Here is a 19890-nt window from a genome sequence, read left to right on the forward strand (position 1 = left end):
ACGGCGTCCTCCTCTGCACCCACCACCACCACCTCATCCACAAAGAACAATGGCAAATCCACATCACCACCGGCATCCCCTGGTTCATCCCCCCACCCCACATCGACCCCACCCAAAAACCCCGACGCAACCACCACCACCGAACATAAGACGCTGCCCACCCGGCACCCAGCCCAAAGCTTCGTCGCTTACCGATTGGCCGCAGGGCAATGCTGGTGGCCTGCGCCAGGCGTGACGGCCTCGTGGCCAATGCGACCCGCTGTGTCCGCTTCGATGCGTCCAGCCCCGAGGAACGGGACGCTGAGGCCAGAATCGCTGCAGTCGACGCGGACGTCTTCGCTACCACGGTGCCAGGGGGCCGGGCTGGCCGGCATATTCACGGAAATCCAGTCGGCTTACGTCCGCCACGGCTTCGGTCCGGAGCAGTGGGAACTGCATCACCAAGGCGGTCCGGCAGGGTATGCCGGGCGCGATCCGGGTCACGGCAGGCGCAGGGTATGCCGTGGTGGTCAACCAGCCCTTCACTTGGAACCCGTCCGGTCCGGGCGTGAAAATCGAGGACACCATCCAGCTGACCGGCAACGGGCTCAATGTCCTGACTGCACACCCGCGCTGGCCGTCCGCTCCGGCTGACGGCATCGAAAGACCGCTGACGCTGCAGTTGTGAAGCTCATTTTGCGGCTGCGAGGCCAGGCACGGGCAGAATTTTTTTGCGGCGGGGAACCGTCAGATGAGCTGAATTACTAACTTGACTTGATTTTGTTCCTGAATTCCGAGGCGAAGCCCGACCATCCCCATGCGCCTACTCCTCATCTGCCGTCCACCCCGGAACCACGGCAGGAAGCCATCGGGCAAGCGATGAAGCCGCCTTCACCGAACCCGAGGTGGCGGCGCCTCTCATCACGTCAAAAGGAGCCGTTCACACTTTATTAAGCCCGGGTTTACGGCTTCACTCGGGTGTTTCTTCTCACGATGGAGACCCTTGCGGCCCTCACAGCGGCATCAATAGCGTGGACAAGGACCCGCCAAACGAGCCAAGGACTGAAATGCCCTCAACAGCCGCCACGGATCCAATCCCCCTACACACCGGAAGCCGAATTCCCCTACGAACCGTCCTCACATCCGGACTCCGCTGGGACTTGCCAGCGTCCCTGGTGGTGTTCCTCGTTGCGGTTCCGCTGTCGCTTGGCATCGCCGCGGCCTCCGGCGCCCCGGTTATGGCCGGCCTGATCGCTGCAGCCATCGGAGGCATCGTGGCCGGCACCCTCGGAGGATCGCCCCTGCAGGTCAGCGGCCCGGCCGCAGGACTCACCGTCATCGTCGCCGGTCTCATCGACCAGTTCGGCTGGCCAGCCACCTGCGCCATCACCGCGGCCGCCGGAGTTCTTCAGGCCCTGCTCGGCTTTGCACGAGTTGGCCGCGTGGCACTGGCCATCGCCCCCGTCGTCGTCCACGCCATGCTGGCCGGAATCGGCATCATCATCGTCCTGCAGCAGGCGCATGTCATGCTCGGCGCCGAGGCCGGCGAATCAGCATGGCAGAACGTCAAGGCCCTTCCGTCCACCATCGCCTCGCTGGACCACCAGGCCGCTGTCCTCGGCGTCACCGTCATCCTCCTTGTGCTCGGCTGGAAGCACATGCCGGCCGCCGTGCGCCGGGTCCCCGCGCCACTGGTGGCAGTGGTCGCCGCCACGGCTCTGTCACTGCCTTTCAAGTCCGACGTCGACCGGATCACCTTTGACGGGTCGCTGCTGGACGCAGTGTCGTTGCCTCAGCTGCCGGGCGGACACTGGGGGGCCGTTGCGGTCGGCGTCATTACTATCGCCCTGGTAGCAAGCGTGGAGTCGCTGCTCTCCGCCGTCGCCGTGGACAGGATGCACCACGGCGCCCGGACGGATTTCAACCGTGAACTCCTCGGCCAGGGAGCCGCGAACGTAACGTCCGGAATGCTGGGCGGCCTGCCCGTCACTGGTGTGATCGTGCGCAGCGCGACAAACCTTGAAGCAGGGGCACGGACCCGCAAGTCGGCCGTCCTTCACGGCATCTGGGTCCTCGTCTTCTCGCTCCTTCTTGCGGGGGTTATCGAACTGGTTCCGGTGGCCGTCCTCGCAGGCCTGCTCATCATTATCGGCATGCGGCTGGTGAAGGTGGCTGACTTCAAGACCGCCCGCATGACCGGCGACCTGGCGGTGTATGCCGTCACGCTTCTCACCGTGGTGTTCGTCAACCTCCTCGCAGGCGTGCTCACCGGACTCGCCCTGGCCGTGGCGCTCGTCCTGTGGCGCGTGGTCCGGGCCAGCATCCACGCGGAACCTTTGGGCGAGAGGGACGAACGGCGCTGGCGGGTGGTCATTGACGGCTCCTGCAGCTTCCTCTCCCTTCCCCGCCTGAGCCATGTGCTGGCTTCAGTCCCGTCGGAGTCACACGTGACCGTGGAGCTTGAGGTGGACTTCCTTGATCACCCCGTCCACGACACCTTGGAGGCCTGGCGCCGGCGGCACGTCAGCAACGGCGGCACCGTGAAGATCGAGGAAAGCGGTACAGCCACACTGCACGATGCCCAGGCCGGCCCTCCGGCGCGTGGCAGCTCGCGTTCCGCCCTCCGCTGCGGCTTTGCCCCGTGGCACAGCTGGCAGCAGCATGAACGGCCGGCCCACGCGGGCGCGGCGGCCGAGGCTCCAGCTCCGCTGCGTCCGGTACTCGAGGGCGTGGACAACTACCACCGGCGCCACGCGCACCTGCTCCGTCCCCACGTGCAGGAACTGTCCACAGCCCAGAACCCCGACACCTTGTTCCTGACCTGCGCAGATTCCCGGCTGGTGCCGAACCTGATCACGAGCAGCGGCCCCGGCGACCTGTTCACCGTCCGGAACGTCGGCAACGTGGTGGGAAACGACCGGCTCGATCCCTCGGTTGAAGCAGCTCTGGACTTCGCGCTCAACGAACTTTCCGTCAGGTCCGTGGTCATCTGCGGGCACTCAGGCTGCGGTGCCATGACGGCCCTGCTGGCTGAGCCCGCAGCGGGTTGGGACACGAAGGCCGGTGACGGTCGGGAAGAGGCCGGGCGCAGCCCCGTCGACGCCTGGCTCGATCACGCCCGGCCCAGCCTGGCCGCATTCCGCGCCGGCCATCCGGTACAGGCCGCCGCGGCAAACGCGGGATATGGAGAGGTGGACCAACTGGCAATGGTCAACGTGGCCGTCCAGCTTGAGCAACTGCAGCGCCATGCCGACGTTCAGGCGGCACTCCGGTCCGGCGAGCTGCACCTCACCGGGCTGTTCTACGACATCGCCACAGCCCAGGTTCTGCAGGTCACCCCGGCCGGTATCAGCCATCTGGATCCGCTGCCGCGGAGTGACGACGGCGGTCAACTCACCGGGTCTGCAGCGGCGCCCGCGTTGAGTAGCTAAGCGTTGACTAGCTGAAGCTGAATCCAAGTCCGTCGACGCCAGCCACTTCGGCAGCCCGGGTTGCCGAAGTGGCGTGCCCCAGCGGTCCGCCCGCTCCGGCAACGACCGGCACCCGGCCGGCAACGACCTCGACGGCGGCTGCCACCACAGTGCCCACTTCGTCGATGCCCAGCGCGTGGAACTCGCCCGTGCCGCAGGCGGCGAATACTCCAGCGGGTCCGAACGGCAGCCGGGAGCTGATGTGTTCCTTCAGGACGGCCACGTCCACGGTGCCGTGGGGGCGAACGGGGTGACAGGGAAGAAAAGTACGCCGTCGAACTTCATGGTGTCTCCTTGAGTCCGGTTCCTGCCGTGGCCATGGCCGTGGGGGCCTCATCGTTGAGGCGTGGTGGGGCTGGGTTTCCTAGTGCCGGGTCACCTAGTCCTGGGTTTCCTAGTGCTGGATTTCTCAGTTCTGTCCGCCAGCTCCGTGTGGGCTCCCAGCCGAGCAGTTCCCGGGCTTTTGCGATGGAAAAGGCAGGGCGCGTGCCGGTCAGGGCTGCTGCCAGTCCGGCACTGCCGGGGAGGAAACGCGGGATGAGTTCCGCCAGGGGCTCGGTGGCGAGGGCGTCTGCCGCGCCCACAAAGAACGTCTGGCCGTTGGGGATGGAGTCCATTTTTTGCAGGAGCAGGCCCAGGAAATCGGCCACGTCGCGGGCATCGACGTAGTTGAACAGAGCGGGTGCGGCGAGAACGGGGTCGGCCAGCCGCTCGGCCAGGGTATGGCCCTGCTGGGTTGGCGCGCCCTCCCACTCCTCGGGCGAGATCACGAGACAGGGACGGAACGCGGCGTAGCGGATCCTTCCGCCCTGCGCCGCGGCAAACATCTGCACCGTCTGTTCGGCGATCAGCTTGGACAGGGCGTAGGCGTTCCAGGGTTTGGGTGTTGTGTCCTCGTCCAGCGGGAAGGCATCCGGCAGCCAGCCGGCAGGTGAACCGTAACCCAGCACGGTCGGGCTGCTCGCGGTGACGATTTTCGGGACCCCCGCCTCCGTGGCGGCGCTGAGAACGGCGTAGGCGAGCCGGGTGTTGGTGCCGAAGATGACGTCCTCCGGCGCGCTGAAAGGTACGGCAATCGCCGCGAGGTGGATGACGGCGTCGGGCGCTGAGTCCCGCAGCAGACGCAGGGCCTCCCCCGGCGCTAGAAGGTCAGCGGTGAGCTGAACGGCGCCGGCGGGCAGCCGGTTTGCGGGCACGGCGTCCCGGTCAACTGAGATGACATCGTGGCCGGCCCCGGCGAGGCCTTCGACGACGCTGCGTCCCAGACGGCCTGCGCCGCCGGTAACTAAAATCCTCATCGATTTTCCTAACTTGTGGTCCGCCGGCTCAGCGGCCGCGGTGGAGGTCCGCGCCGAGGTTGAGCTCGTCAATGCGGACGGGGAGGGACGAGGCCAGGGATTCATTTCCGGCAATGCCCACGGATACCGAGCGGAGTCCGTCCAGGTAACCGGAGGGACGGCCCAGCGGATCCGGGCCAGGACCGTTGAAAAGGTCCGAGAGGAGCAGGATGTCGCCCCCGCCGTGGCCGCCCTCGCCGTTGATGATCGGCATCTCGTAGGCAGCCTCCCAGTGGCGCTGTACCACCAGTCGCTCACCATTGCGGCGGACGGCGTCGTCCTCCTCGACCGGTGTGGCGCTTGGGTCCACCACAGTCTTCTTGCCGTTGCCGTGCAGCACGGCGGACCGCTCCACCACCTCCAGCTCGACCCGGCCTTCAGTGCCGTTGATGGCCACCCGGTACCCTTCCCAGGGGCTGTGGGCGTTGAGCGAATAGCTCAGGGTGGGCCCGCCGTCGTAATCCACCACGACCGCGAGGTTGTCCTCGATGGTGATCCCGGCGGTAAACACGTCCTGGTCACGGCGGTAGCCGTCATAGCGCTCATTCTCGTAGTAGAGCTCCCGCAGCTTTTCGTCCTCACGAAGGTCCAGGAGGAAGGGGTCGGCGCCGGCCTCACGGTCCGTGACGGCGCCGGCCTCACGGTCCGTGACGGCGCCGGTGGCTCCCGTGGCGGCGGCGCCCGTGGCCGGGATCCCGGCGTCGGGATTGCCTGCTGCGGGACTTGGGGTGCCGCGTTCCGGCCGGACGCCCAGGCCTCGTTCGGCTGCGTTCTTGTCGCCGTAGAACTTCAGGCCGCCTGAAGCAAAGACGCGCACAGGGACATCGTCGATCCACCAGTTCACGAGGTCGAAGTGGTGCGAGGCTTTGTGGATGAGGAGCCCGCCCGAGTTGGCCTTCTCGCGGTGCCAACGGCGGAAGTAGTCCGCGCCATGGACCGTGTTCAGCATCCACGAAAAGTCCACCGAAGTGACCTTGCCGAGCACTCCGCTCTGAATGACTTCTTTGAGGGCGCTGTTCCGGGGCGAGTAGCGGTAGTTGAACGTCACCACAACGTTGCGCCCGGTCTTCGACACAGCCGCGGTGATGCGCCGGCAACCTTCGGCGTCGATGGTCAGCGGCTTCTCCACCACGACGTCGGCTCCCGCCTCCAGCGCGGTGACGATGAAGTCGGCGTGCGTGTAGTCGGGCGTGGTGATGATGACCCGCGCAATGTCGTGATCAGCGATGAACTCAGCGAGCCTGGACGGTTCAAAGGTGGCCAGGGGTTCCGGCTTTCCGCCCGCCAGCTCGCTGGCCAGGTCCTGGAAATACTGCACCCGGCCCGGATTGACGTCGCTGAGGGCCACGAGTTCGGCCACGTCGGCGTGCTGGCCCAGAATGGCGCGGACATACATTTCCGAGCGGGATCCGGTGCCGACGAGGGCGAAACGGGTGCGCCCCTGGCCCTCACCCGCTGCAGCGCCGGAGGCCTCAGCCAGCGCGGGCGTTTCTCCAGCAGTATCGACGTTGACCATGGATTGCCCCTTTCCAAAGGCAGAGGTGCCAACCGGTTGACGGGCTGGCCTGGAATGGGAAGAATCGGATGAGAAAGCGTTTTCTCATTGCCTTATATGCTTTGTATCAAGTCATCAGCAGGTACGTCAACCAAATATCCGCAGCTCCGGCGGGATCTGATGTTGCCAGCCAGGGAAGGGACCACATGGGCCGGAGATCAACCACTCGGCGGATCGGCATAGCCGACGTTGCGCTGAAGGCGGGGGTGTCGCACGCGACGGTTTCGCGTGTCATGAACGGCAACCTCACGGTGGACCCTGCCATCGCTACCCGGGTCCGGGAGGCGGCCGCCGAGCTGAACTACCAGCCAAACCCGGTGGGCCGCAGCCTCGCACTGGGCAAGACCGACACCATCGGCATCGTGGTGCCGGACCTGGCCAACCCCACATTCCAGGCCATCCTCCGGGGACTCAGCAGGGCCGCTGCCCGGGACGGTTACCGCGTGCTCATCGCCGATTCCTCCGAAGTCTCCAGCGAGGAGGCCATCCTGGCCGGAGAGGCTCGACGGCGGTGCGACGGTCTGGTGCTTTGCGCACCGCGCATGGGGGATGCCGAACTCGAGGAGCTGGCGCCGTCGCTGCAACCAATGGTGCTGATCAACCGCACCACCACCGAAAGCAGGGTCCCCAGCCTCATGGTGGATTATGGCCAGGGAATCCAGGAGCTGGCCGAGCACCTCGTGGAACTAGGCCACACCCGGATTGTCTTCCTCTCAGGCCCGTCACGCAGCGCCTCCAACGCGTTACGCGTGCAAGGGCTCGAGAAATTCCAGGCCGGGCACCCCGGCATCGAACTCCAGATGATTGACGGCGGTTCAAATTTCGAGGCCGGGCACGGTGCAGTGGATGCCGTGCTGGCCAGCGGCGGCACCAGCGTGCTGGCATTCAACGACCTTGTGGCAATGGGCCTGCTCAGCGGACTGCACGAGCGCGGCGTCCGGGTGCCCGAGGATATCTCAGTGACAGGCTTTGACGACATCCAGTTCGCCAGGTACACCACCCCGCCCCTGACCACGGCGGCGGTGCCCATCACGGAGCTCGGCGCTCAGGCCTGGCACCGCCTGCGTGCGCTGATCCGCAACGAAGGCTCCCAGGATGCCGTGAATATCTTTCGGCCGCAGGTGGAGGTCCGCGGCAGTACGGGACCGGCCAAAAACTAAAAAAAACTCGGACGGGGCGAACTAGGACGCCTGCGGGGCGAGCAGGACGCCGATGAGCTCCCCGAGCCCCTGCGCCATGTCCACATTCTTGTCATACAGCCATTGCAGCTGCAGCCCGTCGAAGGCCGCAATGACCAGGCGCGCCAGGGACTCGGCCGCAACGTCCGACCGGACCTCCCCGGACTGCTGCTTGTGCCCGATATCCGCCGCGAGCTCTTCGACCAACCGGGCGTACCTGTCTTGGAAATAGCCATGGGAAGCATGCCCTGGATCATTTGCCGTAGCTGACGCCACGGCGTACAGCGTGGTCAGCCCAGGGGCGTCGCGGTTCCGTTCCGCGACGGGCACCAGCGCCGCCAGTCCGTTTTCCCCGGCGCTGCCCAGCTCCCGGCCGCGCCGGTCGCGCTCGGCGAGTACCGCCGTCAGGAGTTCCTGCTTGCCGGTGAAGTAGTGGAAGAGCGTGGCCTCCTTGACTCCCACCAGCTCCGCCACCCGCTTGAGGGCCGTGCCTTCAAAGCCTTCGGTGGCAAACACGTCGGTGGCCGTCTGGACGATCTGCTCACGGCGTTCCGCGCCTTTTGCATACGGCCCGCGGGGCTTCGTTGTAGACATTCCGCCAGTTTATTTCACGTTCGGCTATGTCACCTGAGACAAAACCTAGTCAGACTTGGTTTTTACTTGTACGCTATTTCTCGAAGACCCAACGGAGGGTCACTTTTCGTCAGGAGGCACCGTGGCCGTCACGACCATTACCCAAGATTCCGCGGCTCTGGCCGCCCCATCCCCATCACCCCGCCCTTCAGTCACCAAGGCACCGCGCGCCTACGTCATCGGCATGCCGATCGCCAGTGCGGGCCTGTGGATGGCGCTGCTCGCGCCTGCCATCGTGGTGCTCGCCATCAAGGTTTCCGAGATCACCACGCCGGACACCCGGGCTGGCGCACTGAGCCTCGTGGCCGGCGTCGGAGCCGTTGTGGCACTGCTGGCCAATCCGCTCATCGGCCGGCTGAGCGACCGCACGACGTCCAGGTTCGGCATGCGCAAGCCGTGGATCATCGGCGGTTCACTTGTCGGTCTGGGTGCGCTGTTCCTCCTGGGTGCGGCTGCGGACGTGTCCGGGGTGCTGGTGGCCTGGATCGTGGCGCAGCTCGGTTTCAACGCGGCACTGGCCGCGCTCGTGGCCACACTTCCTGACCAGGCCGCACCCCAGGAGCGTGGCCGGCTGTCCGGCCTGATCGGTATGACCCTGTCCATCGGACTCGTGTCCGGTGCCTACTTCGCGCAATTGTTCGAGAACGCCTTCCAGATGGCCATCGTCCCGGGCATAGTGGGCACGGCAGTGGCGATCGGATTCGCCTTCACCTTCAAGGACCGCGTCCTCACCGAGAAGCCCGCGCCTCTGAACCTGAAGGAAGTGTTGGGATCCTTCCACTTCAACCCCCGCATCCATCCCGGCCTCGGCTGGGCCTGGCTCACCAAGTTCATGGTCTACGTGGGCTACTGCGCCGCACTGCTGTACCTTCCCTATTTCTTTGCCGACCAGCTCCACGTTGCAGAGGAGAGCATCGCCAGCCTGGTGTTCCAGGCAACCCTCGTCAGCTCGGCGGGCACCGTGGTCACGAGCCTTGCCGGAGGATGGATCAGCGACAGGATCGGCAAGCGCAAGGCCCTCGTCATCGCCTCCGCCCTCATCATGATGACGGGCCTCATCATCATCGCCACGAGTTCCAGCACAGACCAGGTCATGGTGGGACAGGCAATCGTCGGCCTGGGCCTCGGTTGCTTCGGTGCCGTCGACGTCGCCCTGATCGCCGACCTGCTTCCCGGCACACAGACTGAGAACGCCAAGACCTTCGGCGTCTTCAACATCGCCCAGGCACTCCCCCAGTCCCTTGTTCCGGCTGTCGCCTTCCCCGTCATCGCGCTCGGCGGCTACACAGCACTGTTCCTCGGCGGTGCCGTCGTGGGAATCATCGGCGCCGTCCTCGTAACCCGCATCAAAGGAGTCAAGTAAATGAACCCCACACTCTCGACGCAGAAGCCCGGCGCATCCGACGAGTCTGCAGCCAGCCCCGCAGACGCGCCGCTGGACGCACCCTTGGACCCGTCCGCCGAGGCCCGCCTGCGCGAGCTCGCAGCAAGCCTGAGCCTGGAGCAGCAGGTCAGGCTCCTCACCGGCGCGGACGTCTGGTCCACTCACGCCCTGCCGGAAATCGGCCTCAAACGCATCGTGCTCTCCGACGGCCCTGCCGGTGTCCGCGGCGAAGACTTCGACGAGCGGCACGATTCCGTCTCGCTGCCGTCGTCGTCCGCCCTTTCCGCAACCTGGAGCGTGGACGTGGCCCGCCGCTACGGCCAGGTGCTGGGCCAGGAGGCGCGTCGCAAGGGCGTCCACGCCGTGCTCGGCCCCACCATTAACCTGCACCGCTCACCGCTGGGCGGCCGGCACTTCGAGTGCATGAGCGAGGACCCCCGCCTGACCGCCACCATGGCCGCCGGCTACGTGTCCGGGGTGCAGTCCATGGGCGTCGGCGCTACCCCGAAACACTACCTGGCCAACGAGGCCGAAACTGAACGATTCACGTCGGACTCCGTAGTGGACGAGCGCCCCCTCCGCGAGCTGTATCTTGCCGCCTTCGAGGACGCCATCACCGAGGCCCGCGCCTGGCTGGTCATGAGCTCCTACAACTCCATCAACGGCACCACCGCAAGCGAGAACAAGCTCCTCGAAACACCGCTCTCCACCGAGTGGGGCTTTGACGGCGTCGTGGTCTCCGACTGGACCGGCGTCCGGTCCGTGGCTGCTGCGAACGCGCACCAGGACCTCGAGATGCCCGGACCGGTGGGCCACTGGGGCGCAAGACTGATTGCCGCCGTACACGACGGCCGCGTCAGCCGGGAGGCGATCCTGGAAAAGGCCACGCGGATCCTGCGCCTGGCCGCCCGTGTCGGTTCGCTTGCGGGCTTCGAGCCCGCCGTCACGGAGTTCCCCCGAGCGCTCGACGGCGCCCAGGTGGCCCGCGAGGTGGCCGTCCGCGGTGCTGTGCTGGTCCGCAATGAAGGCGGCCTCCTCCCCCTCGACGCTGCGTCGTTGACCAGCGTGGCGGTGATCGGCCACAACGCCGAAGAGGCCCGAACGCAGGGCGGCGGCAGCGCCACGGTCATGCCCAGGTACAACGTCTCACCGCTGGAAGGCCTCCGAAAGGCATTGCCGGGCGATGCTGCCGTCACCTTTGCACGCGGCGCCAAGGTTGCCGAGGGAATCCAGCCGTTTGCCCGGAGGTCGCTGCACAATCCGGTCAGCGGCGTCCCGGGGATGCGCGTGACCTTCCTTGACGCCGACGGCAGGGAGATCTCCGGCGAGGACCGGCTGGCCTCGCACCTCATCTGGTTCGGCGTCGGCATTCCGGACGGCACGGCCTTCGTCCGGATGCAGACCGAATGGACTGCTGAAACTGCCGGCACCCATCACGTGGGCGTGGGCACGGTAGGCCGCATCCGGCTGTCGGTCGACGGCGCGGACGTGTTCAGCGGAGAACTGGAGGACGACACCGATGTCCTCGGAGCCGCCCTCTTCGATCCGCCCCAGACAGTTCATGCCATCGAGACCACGGCGGGCCAGCGCACGGCCATCGAGGCTCTCTATGAGTTGCCGCAGCAGCAGGAGATCCCGCTCATCGCCATCCTGCTCGGCGAGGAAACCGTCGTCGATGATCCCCAGGCGGAGATCCGGGCCGCAGTCGAAGACGCCCGCACCTCGGACGTCGCCGTGGTGGTTGTGGGCACCAACGCGGCCATAGAGTCCGAGGGATTCGACCGCAAGGACCTGGACCTGCCGGGTCACCAGAACGAGCTCGTCGAAGCTGTGGCCGCCGTCAATCCACGCACCGTTGTGGTGGTCAATTCCGGTTCTCCCGTGCTGATGCCGTGGATCGACAAGGTCGGCGCTGTGCTGCTCGGCTGGTTCGGCGGCCAGGAGTTTGGCTCCGCGGTGGCGGACATCCTGCTCGGCAAGGAGGAACCAGGCGGCCGCCTGCCCACCACCTGGCCCGCCGCGGTTGAGGACGTGCCGGTTCTCAACACCACACCCGTGGACGGCAAGGTGGTGTACTCCGAGGGCATTCACGTCGGATACCGCGCCTGGCTCAAGCAGGAAGCCGCCGGCGGTGCCGCGCCCCTGCTGCCGTTCGGCTTCGGCCTGGGCTACACCGCGTTCGAGCTTGGCCGTGCGCACGCGCCGCAGTGCGTTTCCGCCGGCCAGAACGTGGTGGTCAACATTCCGGTCCGCAACACCGGAGCCCGGACGGGCCGCGAAGTGGTGCAGGTCTACATTGCCCGTGCGGACTCCGCAGTGGAGCGCCCGGTCCGCTGGCTTGCAGGCTATGCCGGGACGCATCTGGCCGCCGGCGGCACAGGCAGCGTCGAGGTCCGGATCCCCGCCAGGGCGTTCGGCCATTACGACGGCGGATGGCAGTTTGAGCGCGGGGCGTTCCGGCTGCTGGTGGGCCGGCACGCGGCCGACGACTTCCAGGAGCTGGAGATCGAGGTCCGCTAGCCAGCCCTTCCCTGCCATGACAATTGGCGGCAGTGTCCGTCGTGAACACTGCCGCCAACTGCCTTCTGGGCGAGCTGCTTTATGGGCGAGCTGTCAGCCGTGGCCGCGCCCAAGGCCGGATTCTTTGTAGTACCCCTCGATGTGGGCGGCAACCAGCTCAGCTGCGCGGCCGCCGTCGCCGTTCCTGATGGCTTCCAGAATCTCCCTGTGCTCCGAGCGCAGCCGGGCAGCGGTTGCATCCCAATCGGGAAGGTTCGCCGTCAGCTTCGCGGCGTAGCCCTGGATGGCTTCGCGCAGGGACCCCATCATGGCGCTGACCACGGCGTTTCCTGCGGCGTCGGCGAGCGCAATGTGGAAGCGGACATCGAGGGCCAGGAATTCGTCCACTCCCGGTCCGGCGGAGTCCATGTCATCGAGCAGTTCTGAAGCGTGAAGGAGCTCCGGGGCATCAGGCTTCGCCCGGGCCGCAGCCCAGGACTCAAGCAGCACGCGGGTCTCCACGACGTCTGACACCGGCAGGTGCTGGGTGGCCACGTGCAGCCGCAGGGCCGAGCCAAGCGCCGCAGTCGGGTCGGAAATCACCACCGTCCCGGCCTCGGGTCCCGAGCCGACGCCGGCGCGCACCACGCCCATGGCCTCCAGGATGCGGATGGCTTCCCGGACCGAGGTCCGGGACACGCCGAGCTGCTCGGCCAGGCTGCGCTCCGCAGGGAGGCGCCCGCCCACCGCGAGCTGCCCGCCCGAGAGCTGGTCCTCGATCCACTGCATGACAAGTTGGTGCGTGCGCATGCGCCCATCCTAGTTGATGTGGTTGGACCACATGGACTAGAGTGTGGTCCAACCACATGATTCCGCACTCGGAGGCAGCAATGACGCAGACAGTTGAATCGACCAATCCGAAGGCACCCACCACGCCGAAGGAAACGGCGCCAGCGGGCACGGAGGTCAGTACTCCTAAGGCTCCCCGCATACCCGATGCCCTCAAGCGCCGGGTGCCCAAGTATTCGGACCTTGCCCCGCTGATGCAGTTCAAGAAGCCCGAGTTCAGCAAGGCGGCACGGCTCAACAGGGCAAGCACCATCTGGGAACTCCGCGATATTGCAAAGCGCCGCACGCCCAAGGCCCCCTTCGACTACACCGACGGCGCGGCTGAAGCCGAGATCACCCTGCGCCGCGCCCGCGAGGCTTTCCTGAACATCGAGTTCCGCCCGGGCATCCTCCGGAATGTTTCCAGCATCGACCTGGGCACCGACATTTTGGGCAAGCCCTCACGGCTCCCGGTCGGCATCGCCCCCACCGGCTTCACCCGGATGATGCAGTCTGAAGGCGAATACGCCGGCTCGCAGGCAGCCGAAGCCGCCGGCATCCCCTACACGCTGTCCACCATGGGCACCGCGTCCATTGAGGACGTTGCCGAGGCGGCGCCCAACGGGCGCAACTGGTTCCAGCTGTACCTGTGGACGGACCGGGACCGCTCCCTTGAGCTGATCGAGCGGGCTGCCAGGGCTGGCAACGACACCCTCATGGTCACCGTGGACACCGCCGTCGCCGGCGCCCGGCTCCGTGACGTCCGCAACGGGATGACCATCCCGCCGGCACTGACACTGAAGACCGTGCTGGATGCCTCCTACCGTCCGGCCTGGTGGTTCAACTTCCTCACCCACGAGCCGCTGACGTTCGCCTCGCTCTCCCGCTACACGGGCACGGTGGCTGACCTGATCAACTCGATGTTCGACCCCACCCTGACCTTCGAGGACCTCGACTGGCTCCGCGAGACGTGGAAGGGCAAGCTCGTGGTCAAGGGCATCCAGACCGTGGATGACGCGCGCAAGGTAGTGGACCACGGCGCCGACGGCGTGATCCTTTCGAACCACGGCGGGCGCCAGCTGGACCGGGCGCCCATACCGTTCCACCTGCTCCCGGACGTCAAGGAAGCCTTCACCAAGGACAACAGTGACGCCGCGATCATTCTCGACACCGGGATCATGAGCGGCGCGGACATCATTGCAGCTCTGGCCCTCGGCGCGGACTTCACTTTGATTGGCCGCGCCTACCTGTACGGGCTCATGGCGGGCGGCCGGGCCGGAGTGGACCGCGCCCTCCAGATCCTGGAAAAGGACATGACCCGGACGATGGCCCTCCTCGGGGTCAACAAGCTCTCAGAACTTACCCCGGACCACGTGCGGATCCTCGGCAAGTAAGCCGCCCGCCAGCCCTTGGGCTATTTCTTGCGGCCGAACTTCGGCAGGTTTGCCAGGAGGTCGGCCGCCTTCTTCGCACCGCGGCCCACGGTGCGTCCGATCTGCTGCGGAACGGTGTCGTCGTGGGCGGGGCCCCCTGGAACCACGACGGCGGGGCTCAGCTGCCCGTGGGCGGGTCGCCCGGGTGCGTCGAGGGCAGGTTCTGCAGCGCCGGCCGCTGTGCCGGCGGGACCGGCCGCGGCGGAACCGGCGGCGGCAAAGGCTTCCGGGACGACCGTGGCCGGAGCAGCCGCCGGCGAGGCGGCGGCACGGGCAGTTCCGGCGCTCTGGGGCAGCGCGTTCGCGCGCTGCGGTTCCTCGTCGGACCCGCCGTGGGCCGTGGTCTCGGGCGACGTGGCCGCGGCAGCCGACGGGCCGACGTCGAAGGTTTCCAACCAGCTGGCGATCCCCGCCAGCGGTTTCGGGTTGAGCGCGTAGTAGCGTTTCTGGCCCTGCGCGCGCATGCTCACGAGGTCGGCCTCGCGCAGCACCTTGAGGTGTTTGGAGATGGTGGGCTGGCTGGCGGCGAGCTCCTCGACCAGCTCCCCCACTGCTTTGTCCCCCTCGCGGAGGGACGCGAGAATGTCACGCCGTGTTGCCTCAGCAATGACGGCAAATACGTCGTCTGTCACCATGAGTCCAACCCTAGCGACATATACGCCGGATGGCATCTACTATTTCGCCCATCCGATGGCTCATGTCCGAGCCGTCTCAGTCGAACCAGGGATCCAGGCCGTACAACGGGAACACTTCCTTGCGGGTGGCCATCACGGTGCGGTCCACGTCGTCGTTGGGATCGAACCCGACCTCCCACGACCGCCACCAGACGTCAGCGTCGTCGCCCATGAACGCGGGGGCTGCAGTGCCGTACCGCTCGTGGACGTACGTCCGCCACGCTTCCGGCACCGGCGTGCGCAAAGGCACGGGGCGGCCCGCGGCGATGCCGATCAGGTGGCTCCACGTCCGCGGCACCACCCCGGTGATGTGGTACCCGCCGCCGCCGGTGGCAATCCAGCGGTTGTCGCAGTGGCGCGCGGCGAGGTTCCCGACGGCGGTGGTCGCCTCGCGCTGGCCGTCCACGCTGACGTTGAGGTGCGTCAGCGGATCCAGGCGGTGGGAGTCGCAGCCGTGCTGGCTCACGATCACGTCCGGTTCAAAGGCCCCAACCAGCTGGGGAACCACCGCGTGGAACGCGCGAAGCCAGCCGGCGTCGCCCGTGCCGGCCGGGAGGGCAACGTTAACGGCGCTGCCCAGGGCGTTCGGGCCGCCGATCTCGTTGGCGAAGCCGGTGCCTGGGAAGAGCGTCATCCCCGTTTCGTGCAGGGAGATGGTGAGGACCCGGGGATCGTCCCAGAAAATGCTTTGCGTCCCGTCCCCGTGGTGGGCGTCGACGTCGATGTATGCCACGCGCTGCACGCCGCCGTCGAGCAGTTTCCGGATGGCGAGCGCAGCGTCGTTGTAGATGCAGAAACCGCTGGCCCGGTCGCGTGACGCGTGGTGGAGCCCGCCGCCGAAGTTCACAGCGTGCACCGCTGAGCCGTCCAGGATCGAGCTGGCCGCGAGCAGGGATCCCCCGGCGAGGCGTGCGGCGGCCTCGTGCATTCCCGCGAAGGCCGGGTCATCCTCGGTGCCCAGCCCGTGGGCCTCGTCAGTGGCTGTGGGATCTTCGCTGACGCGGCGGACCGCCGCAACGAACTCGGGGCTGTGGACAGTGGTCAGCTCGCCGTCATCGGCAAGCTCCGGGGCCGCCAGCCTGACGTGCGCAAGGTCCAGCAGGCCCAGGCTCCGGGCCAGCCGTTCGGTGAGCTCAAGCCGCTCCGGCGCCATCGGGTGGCCCGGACCAAAGTTGTACGCCGTCATGGCGGCGTCCCATACCACCGTCGTTGGCAGTACGGGGAGGCTGAGTCCGGGCAGGAAAGTCATCACTCACAGGCTACCCGAGCGGGGTTACCGCCGCGGCGCTCCGCGCCCGGCCCGGCCATATGGCGGACTTTAGTGGTTTACTACTGGAGGAAGCAGATTCAACCGAGGAAAAAGCCACACATGACGCAAAGCCAGTCGAGGTCCAAGAGCCCGGCCAACTGGCAACCCGCAGCGCCGGAGCGGGACGGCCTGTGGATCTTCACCGGTATTCGCGACTTTATCGACAACATCGCCAACACCTCCCCCGCGCGCCTGGCTCTCACGGCGTTCTTCGTGGTCATCGTGCTCTTCACCGGCCTGCTGTCCCTGCCGGCGGCGTCGGCCACGGGCGAGTACACCCCGCTCCACCAGGCCCTGTTCACCGCCGTCTCGGCCGTGTGCGTGACCGGCCTGACGGTGGTTTCGACAGCGGCCCATTGGTCGTTCTTCGGGCAGCTCGTCATTCTGGTGGGCATCTTCGTGGGCGGCCTCGGCACCCTGACGCTGGCCTCGCTGCTGGCACTGATGGTGAGCAAAAAGCTAGGCGTCCGCGGAAAGCTGATCGCCCAGGAGGCGATGAACAACGCAGGGCGCCTGGGCGAGGTGGGCACGCTGCTCCGGATCGTGATCACCACGTCCGTGGTCATCGAGGGCACGCTGGCACTGGCCCTCGTTCCACGGTTCCTCACTCTCGGTGAACCGTTCTGGCAGTCCGTCTGGCACGGCGTCTTCTACTCGATCTCGGCCTTCAACAACGCCGGCTTCACCCCGCATTCGGACGGCATCGTCCCCTACGAGACGGATCTCTGGATCCTTATCCCACTCATGCTTGGCGTGTTCATGGGCAGCCTGGGCTTCCCCGTGGTCATGGTCCTGCAGCAGAACGGCCTCAACTGGAAGAAATGGAACCTGCATACCAAGCTGACCATCCAGGTGTCGTTTATTCTGCTGGCGGCCGGAACGGTCCTGTGGGGCCTCATGGAGTGGGACAACGCCCGGACCATCGGGGGGATGGACATCGGGGACAAGATCACCCATGCGCTGTTCGCCTCCGTCATGACACGCTCCGGGGGCTTCAACCTCGTGGACCAGAACCACATGGAGTCCACCACTAAACTGCTCACCGATGCGCTCATGTTCGCCGGGGGCGGTTCCGCCTCCACGGCGGGCGGCATCAAGGTGACCACCATTGCCGTGATGTTCCTGGCCATCGTGGCAGAAGCCCGCGGTGACGCGGACGTCAAGGTTTACGGCCGGACCATCCCCCAGGGAACCATGCGCGTGGCCATCTCCGTCATCGTCGCAGGCGCTACCCTGGTTTCCGTCTCCGCTTTCCTGCTGCTGCACATCAGCGGGGCGACACTGGACCGGGTGCTGTTCGAGACCATTTCCGCCTTCGCCACCGTGGGCCTCAGCACGAACCTCAGCGCCGAACTCCCGCCGTCGGGCGTCTACGTGCTCTCCGCCCTGATGTTCGCCGGCCGCGTCGGCACCGTCACGCTTGCCGCTGCCCTGGCCCTGCGCCAGCGCAGCCAGTTGTACCACTACCCGGAAGAGAGGCCGATCATTGGCTAATTCGTCAGGGGCCGTCAACCGGCCCGCCCACAATGCTCCCGTTCTGGTGATCGGGCTGGGCCGCTTCGGCTCCTCCACTGCCGAGCAGCTGGTCAAGCAGGGCCGCGAGGTGCTGGCGATCGAGCGCGACCGGTCCCTGGTGCAGAAGTGGGCGCCGGTCCTCACCCATGTGGTGGAGGCAGATGCGACCAACATTGACGCGCTCCGCCAGCTCGGCGCGCAGGAGTTCAGCTCTGCTGTCGTCGGCGTGGGCACATCCATTGAATCCTCGGTGCTGATCACCGTGAACCTCGTGGACCTGGGCATCGAGCACTTGTGGGTCAAGGCCATTACGCCGTCGCACGGCAAGATCCTCACCCGGATCGGCGCCAACCACGTCATCTACCCCGAGGCCGACGCCGGGGTCCGTGCCGCGCACCTCGTGTCAGGCCGCATGCTGGACTTCATTGAGTTCGATGACGACTTCGCGATCGTCAAGATGTACCCTCCGCGCGAAACCGTGGGCTTCACCCTGGACGAATCCAAAGTCCGTTCCAAGTATGGCGTGACCATCGTGGGCGTGAAATCTCCCGGCGAGGACTTCACCTACGCGCGCCCGGAGACCAAAGTGTCTTCCCGCGACATGCTGATCGTGTCCGGGCATGTGGACCTGCTGGAGCGCTTCGCCGCACGGCCGTAGCCGATGGCAGGACGCACCGGACCGGTCACTGGACGCGCCATCGCAGGATGGACCTGACCCCGGCAGAATCACTTCCCAAATGCACAAACCCGGGCACCGTGGTGCCCGGGTTTGTGCATTTCTGCTGCCGCGGTGCGTGGCCGCGTGTGTGTGCTGCCGGCTTAGCCGAGCTGCTTGGCCTAGCCGAGCTGCTTGGTCATCTCGGCGGCCCGGTCCGCCGCGGCTCGGGCCCCGGCCGCGATGATGGCCGGCATGCCCTTTTCATCGAAGGTGGCGATGGCGCGTTCGGTGGTGCCGTTGGGGCTGGTCACGGCCTTGCGCAGTGCGGACGGCTCGGCGCCGGGTTCTGCCAGCATGAGTCCCGCGCCCGCCACGGTCTCGCGGGCCAGCAGCAGCGAAAGTTCCTCGTCAAGGCCGAGCTCGACGCCGGCAGCCGCCATGGCCTCCGCGAGGTAGAAGGCGTATGCAGGGCCTGAGCCGCTGATGGCCGAGAGGGCATCCACCTGCTCCTCAGGAATTTCGACGACGGTGCCCACCGCGGAGAGGATGTCCTTCGCCTTCTGGAGCTGCTCGGGCGTGCAGTGGGTACCGGCCGACACCGAGACCACACCGCGACCCAGCCTGGCAGGAGTGTTGGGCATGGTCCGGATCACGGGCTGGCCCTGTGGCAGGGCGGCTTCAAGCTGAGCGATCGAGACAGCCGCAGCCACGCTGATGACAATGGTGTCGGGGGAAAGCGAATCGCTGATTTCGCGGGCAAGCTCGGTGATGCCCACAGGCTTCACGCCGAGGAGCACCACTGCGGAGCCCTTCGCCGCCTGTTTGTTGTTGTCAGGCTCCTCTGCACCGGCGATGGCGGTAATGCCGTGGTGGCGTTCCGCCAGTTCGGCGGCCCGCTCTGCGCGCCGGACGGTGGCCACCACGTCCATGGGATCGGTGCCGCCGTGTAGGAGGCCGCCCATGATGGCCTCGTTCATTGATCCACAGCCAAGGAATGCGATTCGGTTGCTCATGGCTCCATCATTGCAGTTCACCGCCGCGGATGCAGGCCGGCAGGATTCACAGCGGGCTCCCATGTTCACTGAAGCCTGCACACATCATTGGGTCATAACTTTGGAAGTACCTCATTGAGGGTGCGAGTGATAAGGCAAGCATGGGGATGTTTGCCTGGCACCGACGGTCTGCAGCGGTTTACCCATTTTCCTGCAGCGGGCCGCCGGTGCCTTCGCTTTTAAGCCGGCCCTGAGGGTGGCGCGGATTCCCAGCTCCCTTTCAGGTAAATCCCCCTGAACGCACATTCTCGTTCGCTAACGTCGTAAGTGCCTCACAAGGTGCGAGTGATGGAGCCGGTCCTTCGGGATCGGCGCGGCGCCGGTCGGTTGCAGGAGTGTTCCCCCAGCTCCTCTTGCAAAACCGTCCGGCGCTTCACCGCTTAAGG

At 66.5% G+C, this 19890-nt stretch carries 14 protein-coding genes and 3 pseudogenes; 9 read left to right on the forward strand and 8 right to left on the reverse strand.

Annotation, left to right across the window (positions count from 1 at the left end; all coding sequences use genetic code 11):
* The 3 genes and pseudogenes from AC1DD3_RS17145 to AC1DD3_RS17155 form a co-directional block, all read left to right on the forward strand.
* A pseudogene (locus AC1DD3_RS17145) lies at positions 1-149 on the forward strand (DUF222 domain-containing protein); the annotation flags it as partial.
* A 39-nt stretch (positions 150-188) separates the two neighbouring features.
* Positions 189-667: pseudogene (locus tag AC1DD3_RS17150) on the forward strand (M24 family metallopeptidase); the annotation flags it as partial.
* A 379-nt stretch (positions 668-1046) separates the two neighbouring features.
* Positions 1047-3410 carry a SulP family inorganic anion transporter gene (locus AC1DD3_RS17155; protein WP_476882141.1) on the forward strand — a complete coding sequence of 788 codons (2364 nt, stop codon included), beginning with the start codon at positions 1047-1049 and terminating at the stop codon, positions 3408-3410.
* A gap of 25 nt (positions 3411-3435) precedes the next feature.
* Here the strand turns inward: AC1DD3_RS17155 and AC1DD3_RS17160 are convergent.
* The 3 genes and pseudogenes from AC1DD3_RS17160 to AC1DD3_RS17170 all read right to left on the reverse strand — a co-directional run.
* Positions 3436-3734 (reverse strand): annotated as a pseudogene (locus tag AC1DD3_RS17160) (dihydrodipicolinate synthase family protein); the annotation flags it as partial.
* On the reverse strand, positions 3731-4747 hold the full coding sequence (locus tag AC1DD3_RS17165) for an NAD-dependent epimerase/dehydratase family protein (protein WP_230121026.1): 1017 nt from the start codon (positions 4745-4747) through the stop codon (positions 3731-3733). The pseudogene AC1DD3_RS17160 and the gene AC1DD3_RS17165, both read right to left, overlap by 4 nt.
* Positions 4748-4775: 28 nt before the next feature.
* Positions 4776-6302: a Gfo/Idh/MocA family protein gene (locus tag AC1DD3_RS17170; RefSeq protein ID WP_476882142.1), complete on the reverse strand. Its 1527-nt coding sequence runs from the start codon at positions 6300-6302 to the stop codon at positions 4776-4778.
* 185 nt (positions 6303-6487) lie between these two features.
* On the opposite strand from AC1DD3_RS17170, the gene AC1DD3_RS17175 reads away from it, so the two are divergent.
* Positions 6488-7501 (forward strand): LacI family DNA-binding transcriptional regulator, encoded by a 1014-nt coding sequence (locus AC1DD3_RS17175; RefSeq protein ID WP_230121023.1) that lies wholly within the window; start codon positions 6488-6490, stop codon positions 7499-7501.
* Between the two features lie 21 nt (positions 7502-7522).
* Here AC1DD3_RS17175 and AC1DD3_RS17180 read toward each other — a convergent pair whose 3' ends face one another.
* Positions 7523-8113 (reverse strand): TetR/AcrR family transcriptional regulator, encoded by a 591-nt coding sequence (locus AC1DD3_RS17180; protein ID WP_476882143.1) that lies wholly within the window; start codon positions 8111-8113, stop codon positions 7523-7525.
* Positions 8114-8234: 121 nt separating this feature from the next.
* Here AC1DD3_RS17180 and AC1DD3_RS17185 point away from each other — a divergent pair, with 121 nt between their 5' ends.
* Entirely contained in the window at positions 8235-9515 is a 1281-nt protein-coding gene (locus AC1DD3_RS17185) for an MFS transporter (RefSeq protein ID WP_230121019.1), read from the forward strand.
* Positions 9516-12056: a beta-glucosidase gene (locus tag AC1DD3_RS17190; RefSeq protein WP_476882144.1), complete on the forward strand. Its 2541-nt coding sequence runs from the start codon at positions 9516-9518 to the stop codon at positions 12054-12056.
* Positions 12057-12149: 93 nt separating this feature from the next.
* On the opposite strand, the gene AC1DD3_RS17195 is transcribed toward AC1DD3_RS17190, so the two are convergent.
* Positions 12150-12845, reverse strand: a complete 696-nt coding sequence (locus tag AC1DD3_RS17195; protein ID WP_230121016.1) for a FadR/GntR family transcriptional regulator — start codon at positions 12843-12845, stop codon at positions 12150-12152.
* Positions 12846-12925: 80 nt separating this feature from the next.
* Between AC1DD3_RS17195 and AC1DD3_RS17200 the strand changes: the two genes are divergently transcribed.
* Positions 12926-14257 (forward strand): alpha-hydroxy acid oxidase, encoded by a 1332-nt coding sequence (locus AC1DD3_RS17200; protein WP_290369798.1) that lies wholly within the window; start codon positions 12926-12928, stop codon positions 14255-14257.
* 20 nt (positions 14258-14277) lie between these two features.
* On the opposite strand, the gene AC1DD3_RS17205 is transcribed toward AC1DD3_RS17200, so the two are convergent.
* Positions 14278-14931 (reverse strand): ArsR/SmtB family transcription factor, encoded by a 654-nt coding sequence (locus AC1DD3_RS17205; protein ID WP_230121014.1) that lies wholly within the window; start codon positions 14929-14931, stop codon positions 14278-14280.
* 76 nt (positions 14932-15007) lie between these two features.
* On the reverse strand, positions 15008-16219 hold the full coding sequence (locus AC1DD3_RS17210; RefSeq protein WP_476882145.1) for an acetoin utilization protein AcuC: 1212 nt from the start codon (positions 16217-16219) through the stop codon (positions 15008-15010).
* Between the two features lie 120 nt (positions 16220-16339).
* Here AC1DD3_RS17210 and AC1DD3_RS17215 point away from each other — a divergent pair, with 120 nt between their 5' ends.
* A complete protein-coding gene (locus tag AC1DD3_RS17215) occupies positions 16340-17773 on the forward strand; it encodes a TrkH family potassium uptake protein (RefSeq protein ID WP_230121010.1) in 1434 nt (477 codons plus the stop codon).
* Positions 17766-18452, forward strand: coding sequence for a potassium channel family protein (locus AC1DD3_RS17220; RefSeq protein WP_230121008.1), 687 nt, complete (start codon positions 17766-17768; stop codon positions 18450-18452). The genes AC1DD3_RS17215 and AC1DD3_RS17220 overlap by 8 nt, the downstream gene beginning before the upstream one ends.
* Before the next feature lie 179 nt (positions 18453-18631).
* Here the strand turns inward: AC1DD3_RS17220 and proC are convergent, their stop codons facing one another.
* Positions 18632-19465, reverse strand: coding sequence for a pyrroline-5-carboxylate reductase (gene proC / locus AC1DD3_RS17225; RefSeq protein WP_230121007.1), 834 nt, complete (start codon positions 19463-19465; stop codon positions 18632-18634).
* Positions 19466-19890 lie beyond the last annotated feature (425 nt).

It is taken from the genome of Arthrobacter sp. 05T444 (assembly GCF_056395905.1).

Bases quoted from the DNA above. Each gene is read 5' to 3' on its own strand.
- AC1DD3_RS17155 (WP_476882141.1), top strand. From the start codon at position 1,047: ATGCCCTCAACAGCCGCCACGGATCCAATCCCCCTACACACCGGAAGC.
- AC1DD3_RS17165 (WP_230121026.1), bottom strand. From the start codon at position 4,747: ATGAGGATTTTAGTTACCGGCGGCGCAGGCCGTCTGGGACGCAGCGTC.
- AC1DD3_RS17170 (WP_476882142.1), bottom strand. From the start codon at position 6,302: ATGGTCAACGTCGATACTGCTGGAGAAACGCCCGCGCTGGCTGAGGCC.
- AC1DD3_RS17175 (WP_230121023.1), top strand. From the start codon at position 6,488: ATGGGCCGGAGATCAACCACTCGGCGGATCGGCATAGCCGACGTTGCG.
- AC1DD3_RS17180 (WP_476882143.1), bottom strand. From the start codon at position 8,113: ATGTCTACAACGAAGCCCCGCGGGCCGTATGCAAAAGGCGCGGAACGC.
- AC1DD3_RS17190 (WP_476882144.1), top strand. From the start codon at position 9,516: ATGAACCCCACACTCTCGACGCAGAAGCCCGGCGCATCCGACGAGTCT.
- AC1DD3_RS17195 (WP_230121016.1), bottom strand. From the start codon at position 12,845: ATGCGCACGCACCAACTTGTCATGCAGTGGATCGAGGACCAGCTCTCG.
- AC1DD3_RS17200 (WP_290369798.1), top strand. From the start codon at position 12,926: ATGACGCAGACAGTTGAATCGACCAATCCGAAGGCACCCACCACGCCG.
- AC1DD3_RS17205 (WP_230121014.1), bottom strand. From the start codon at position 14,931: ATGGTGACAGACGACGTATTTGCCGTCATTGCTGAGGCAACACGGCGT.
- AC1DD3_RS17210 (WP_476882145.1), bottom strand. From the start codon at position 16,219: ATGACTTTCCTGCCCGGACTCAGCCTCCCCGTACTGCCAACGACGGTG.
- AC1DD3_RS17215 (WP_230121010.1), top strand. From the start codon at position 16,340: ATGACGCAAAGCCAGTCGAGGTCCAAGAGCCCGGCCAACTGGCAACCC.
- proC (WP_230121007.1), bottom strand. From the start codon at position 19,465: ATGAGCAACCGAATCGCATTCCTTGGCTGTGGATCAATGAACGAGGCC.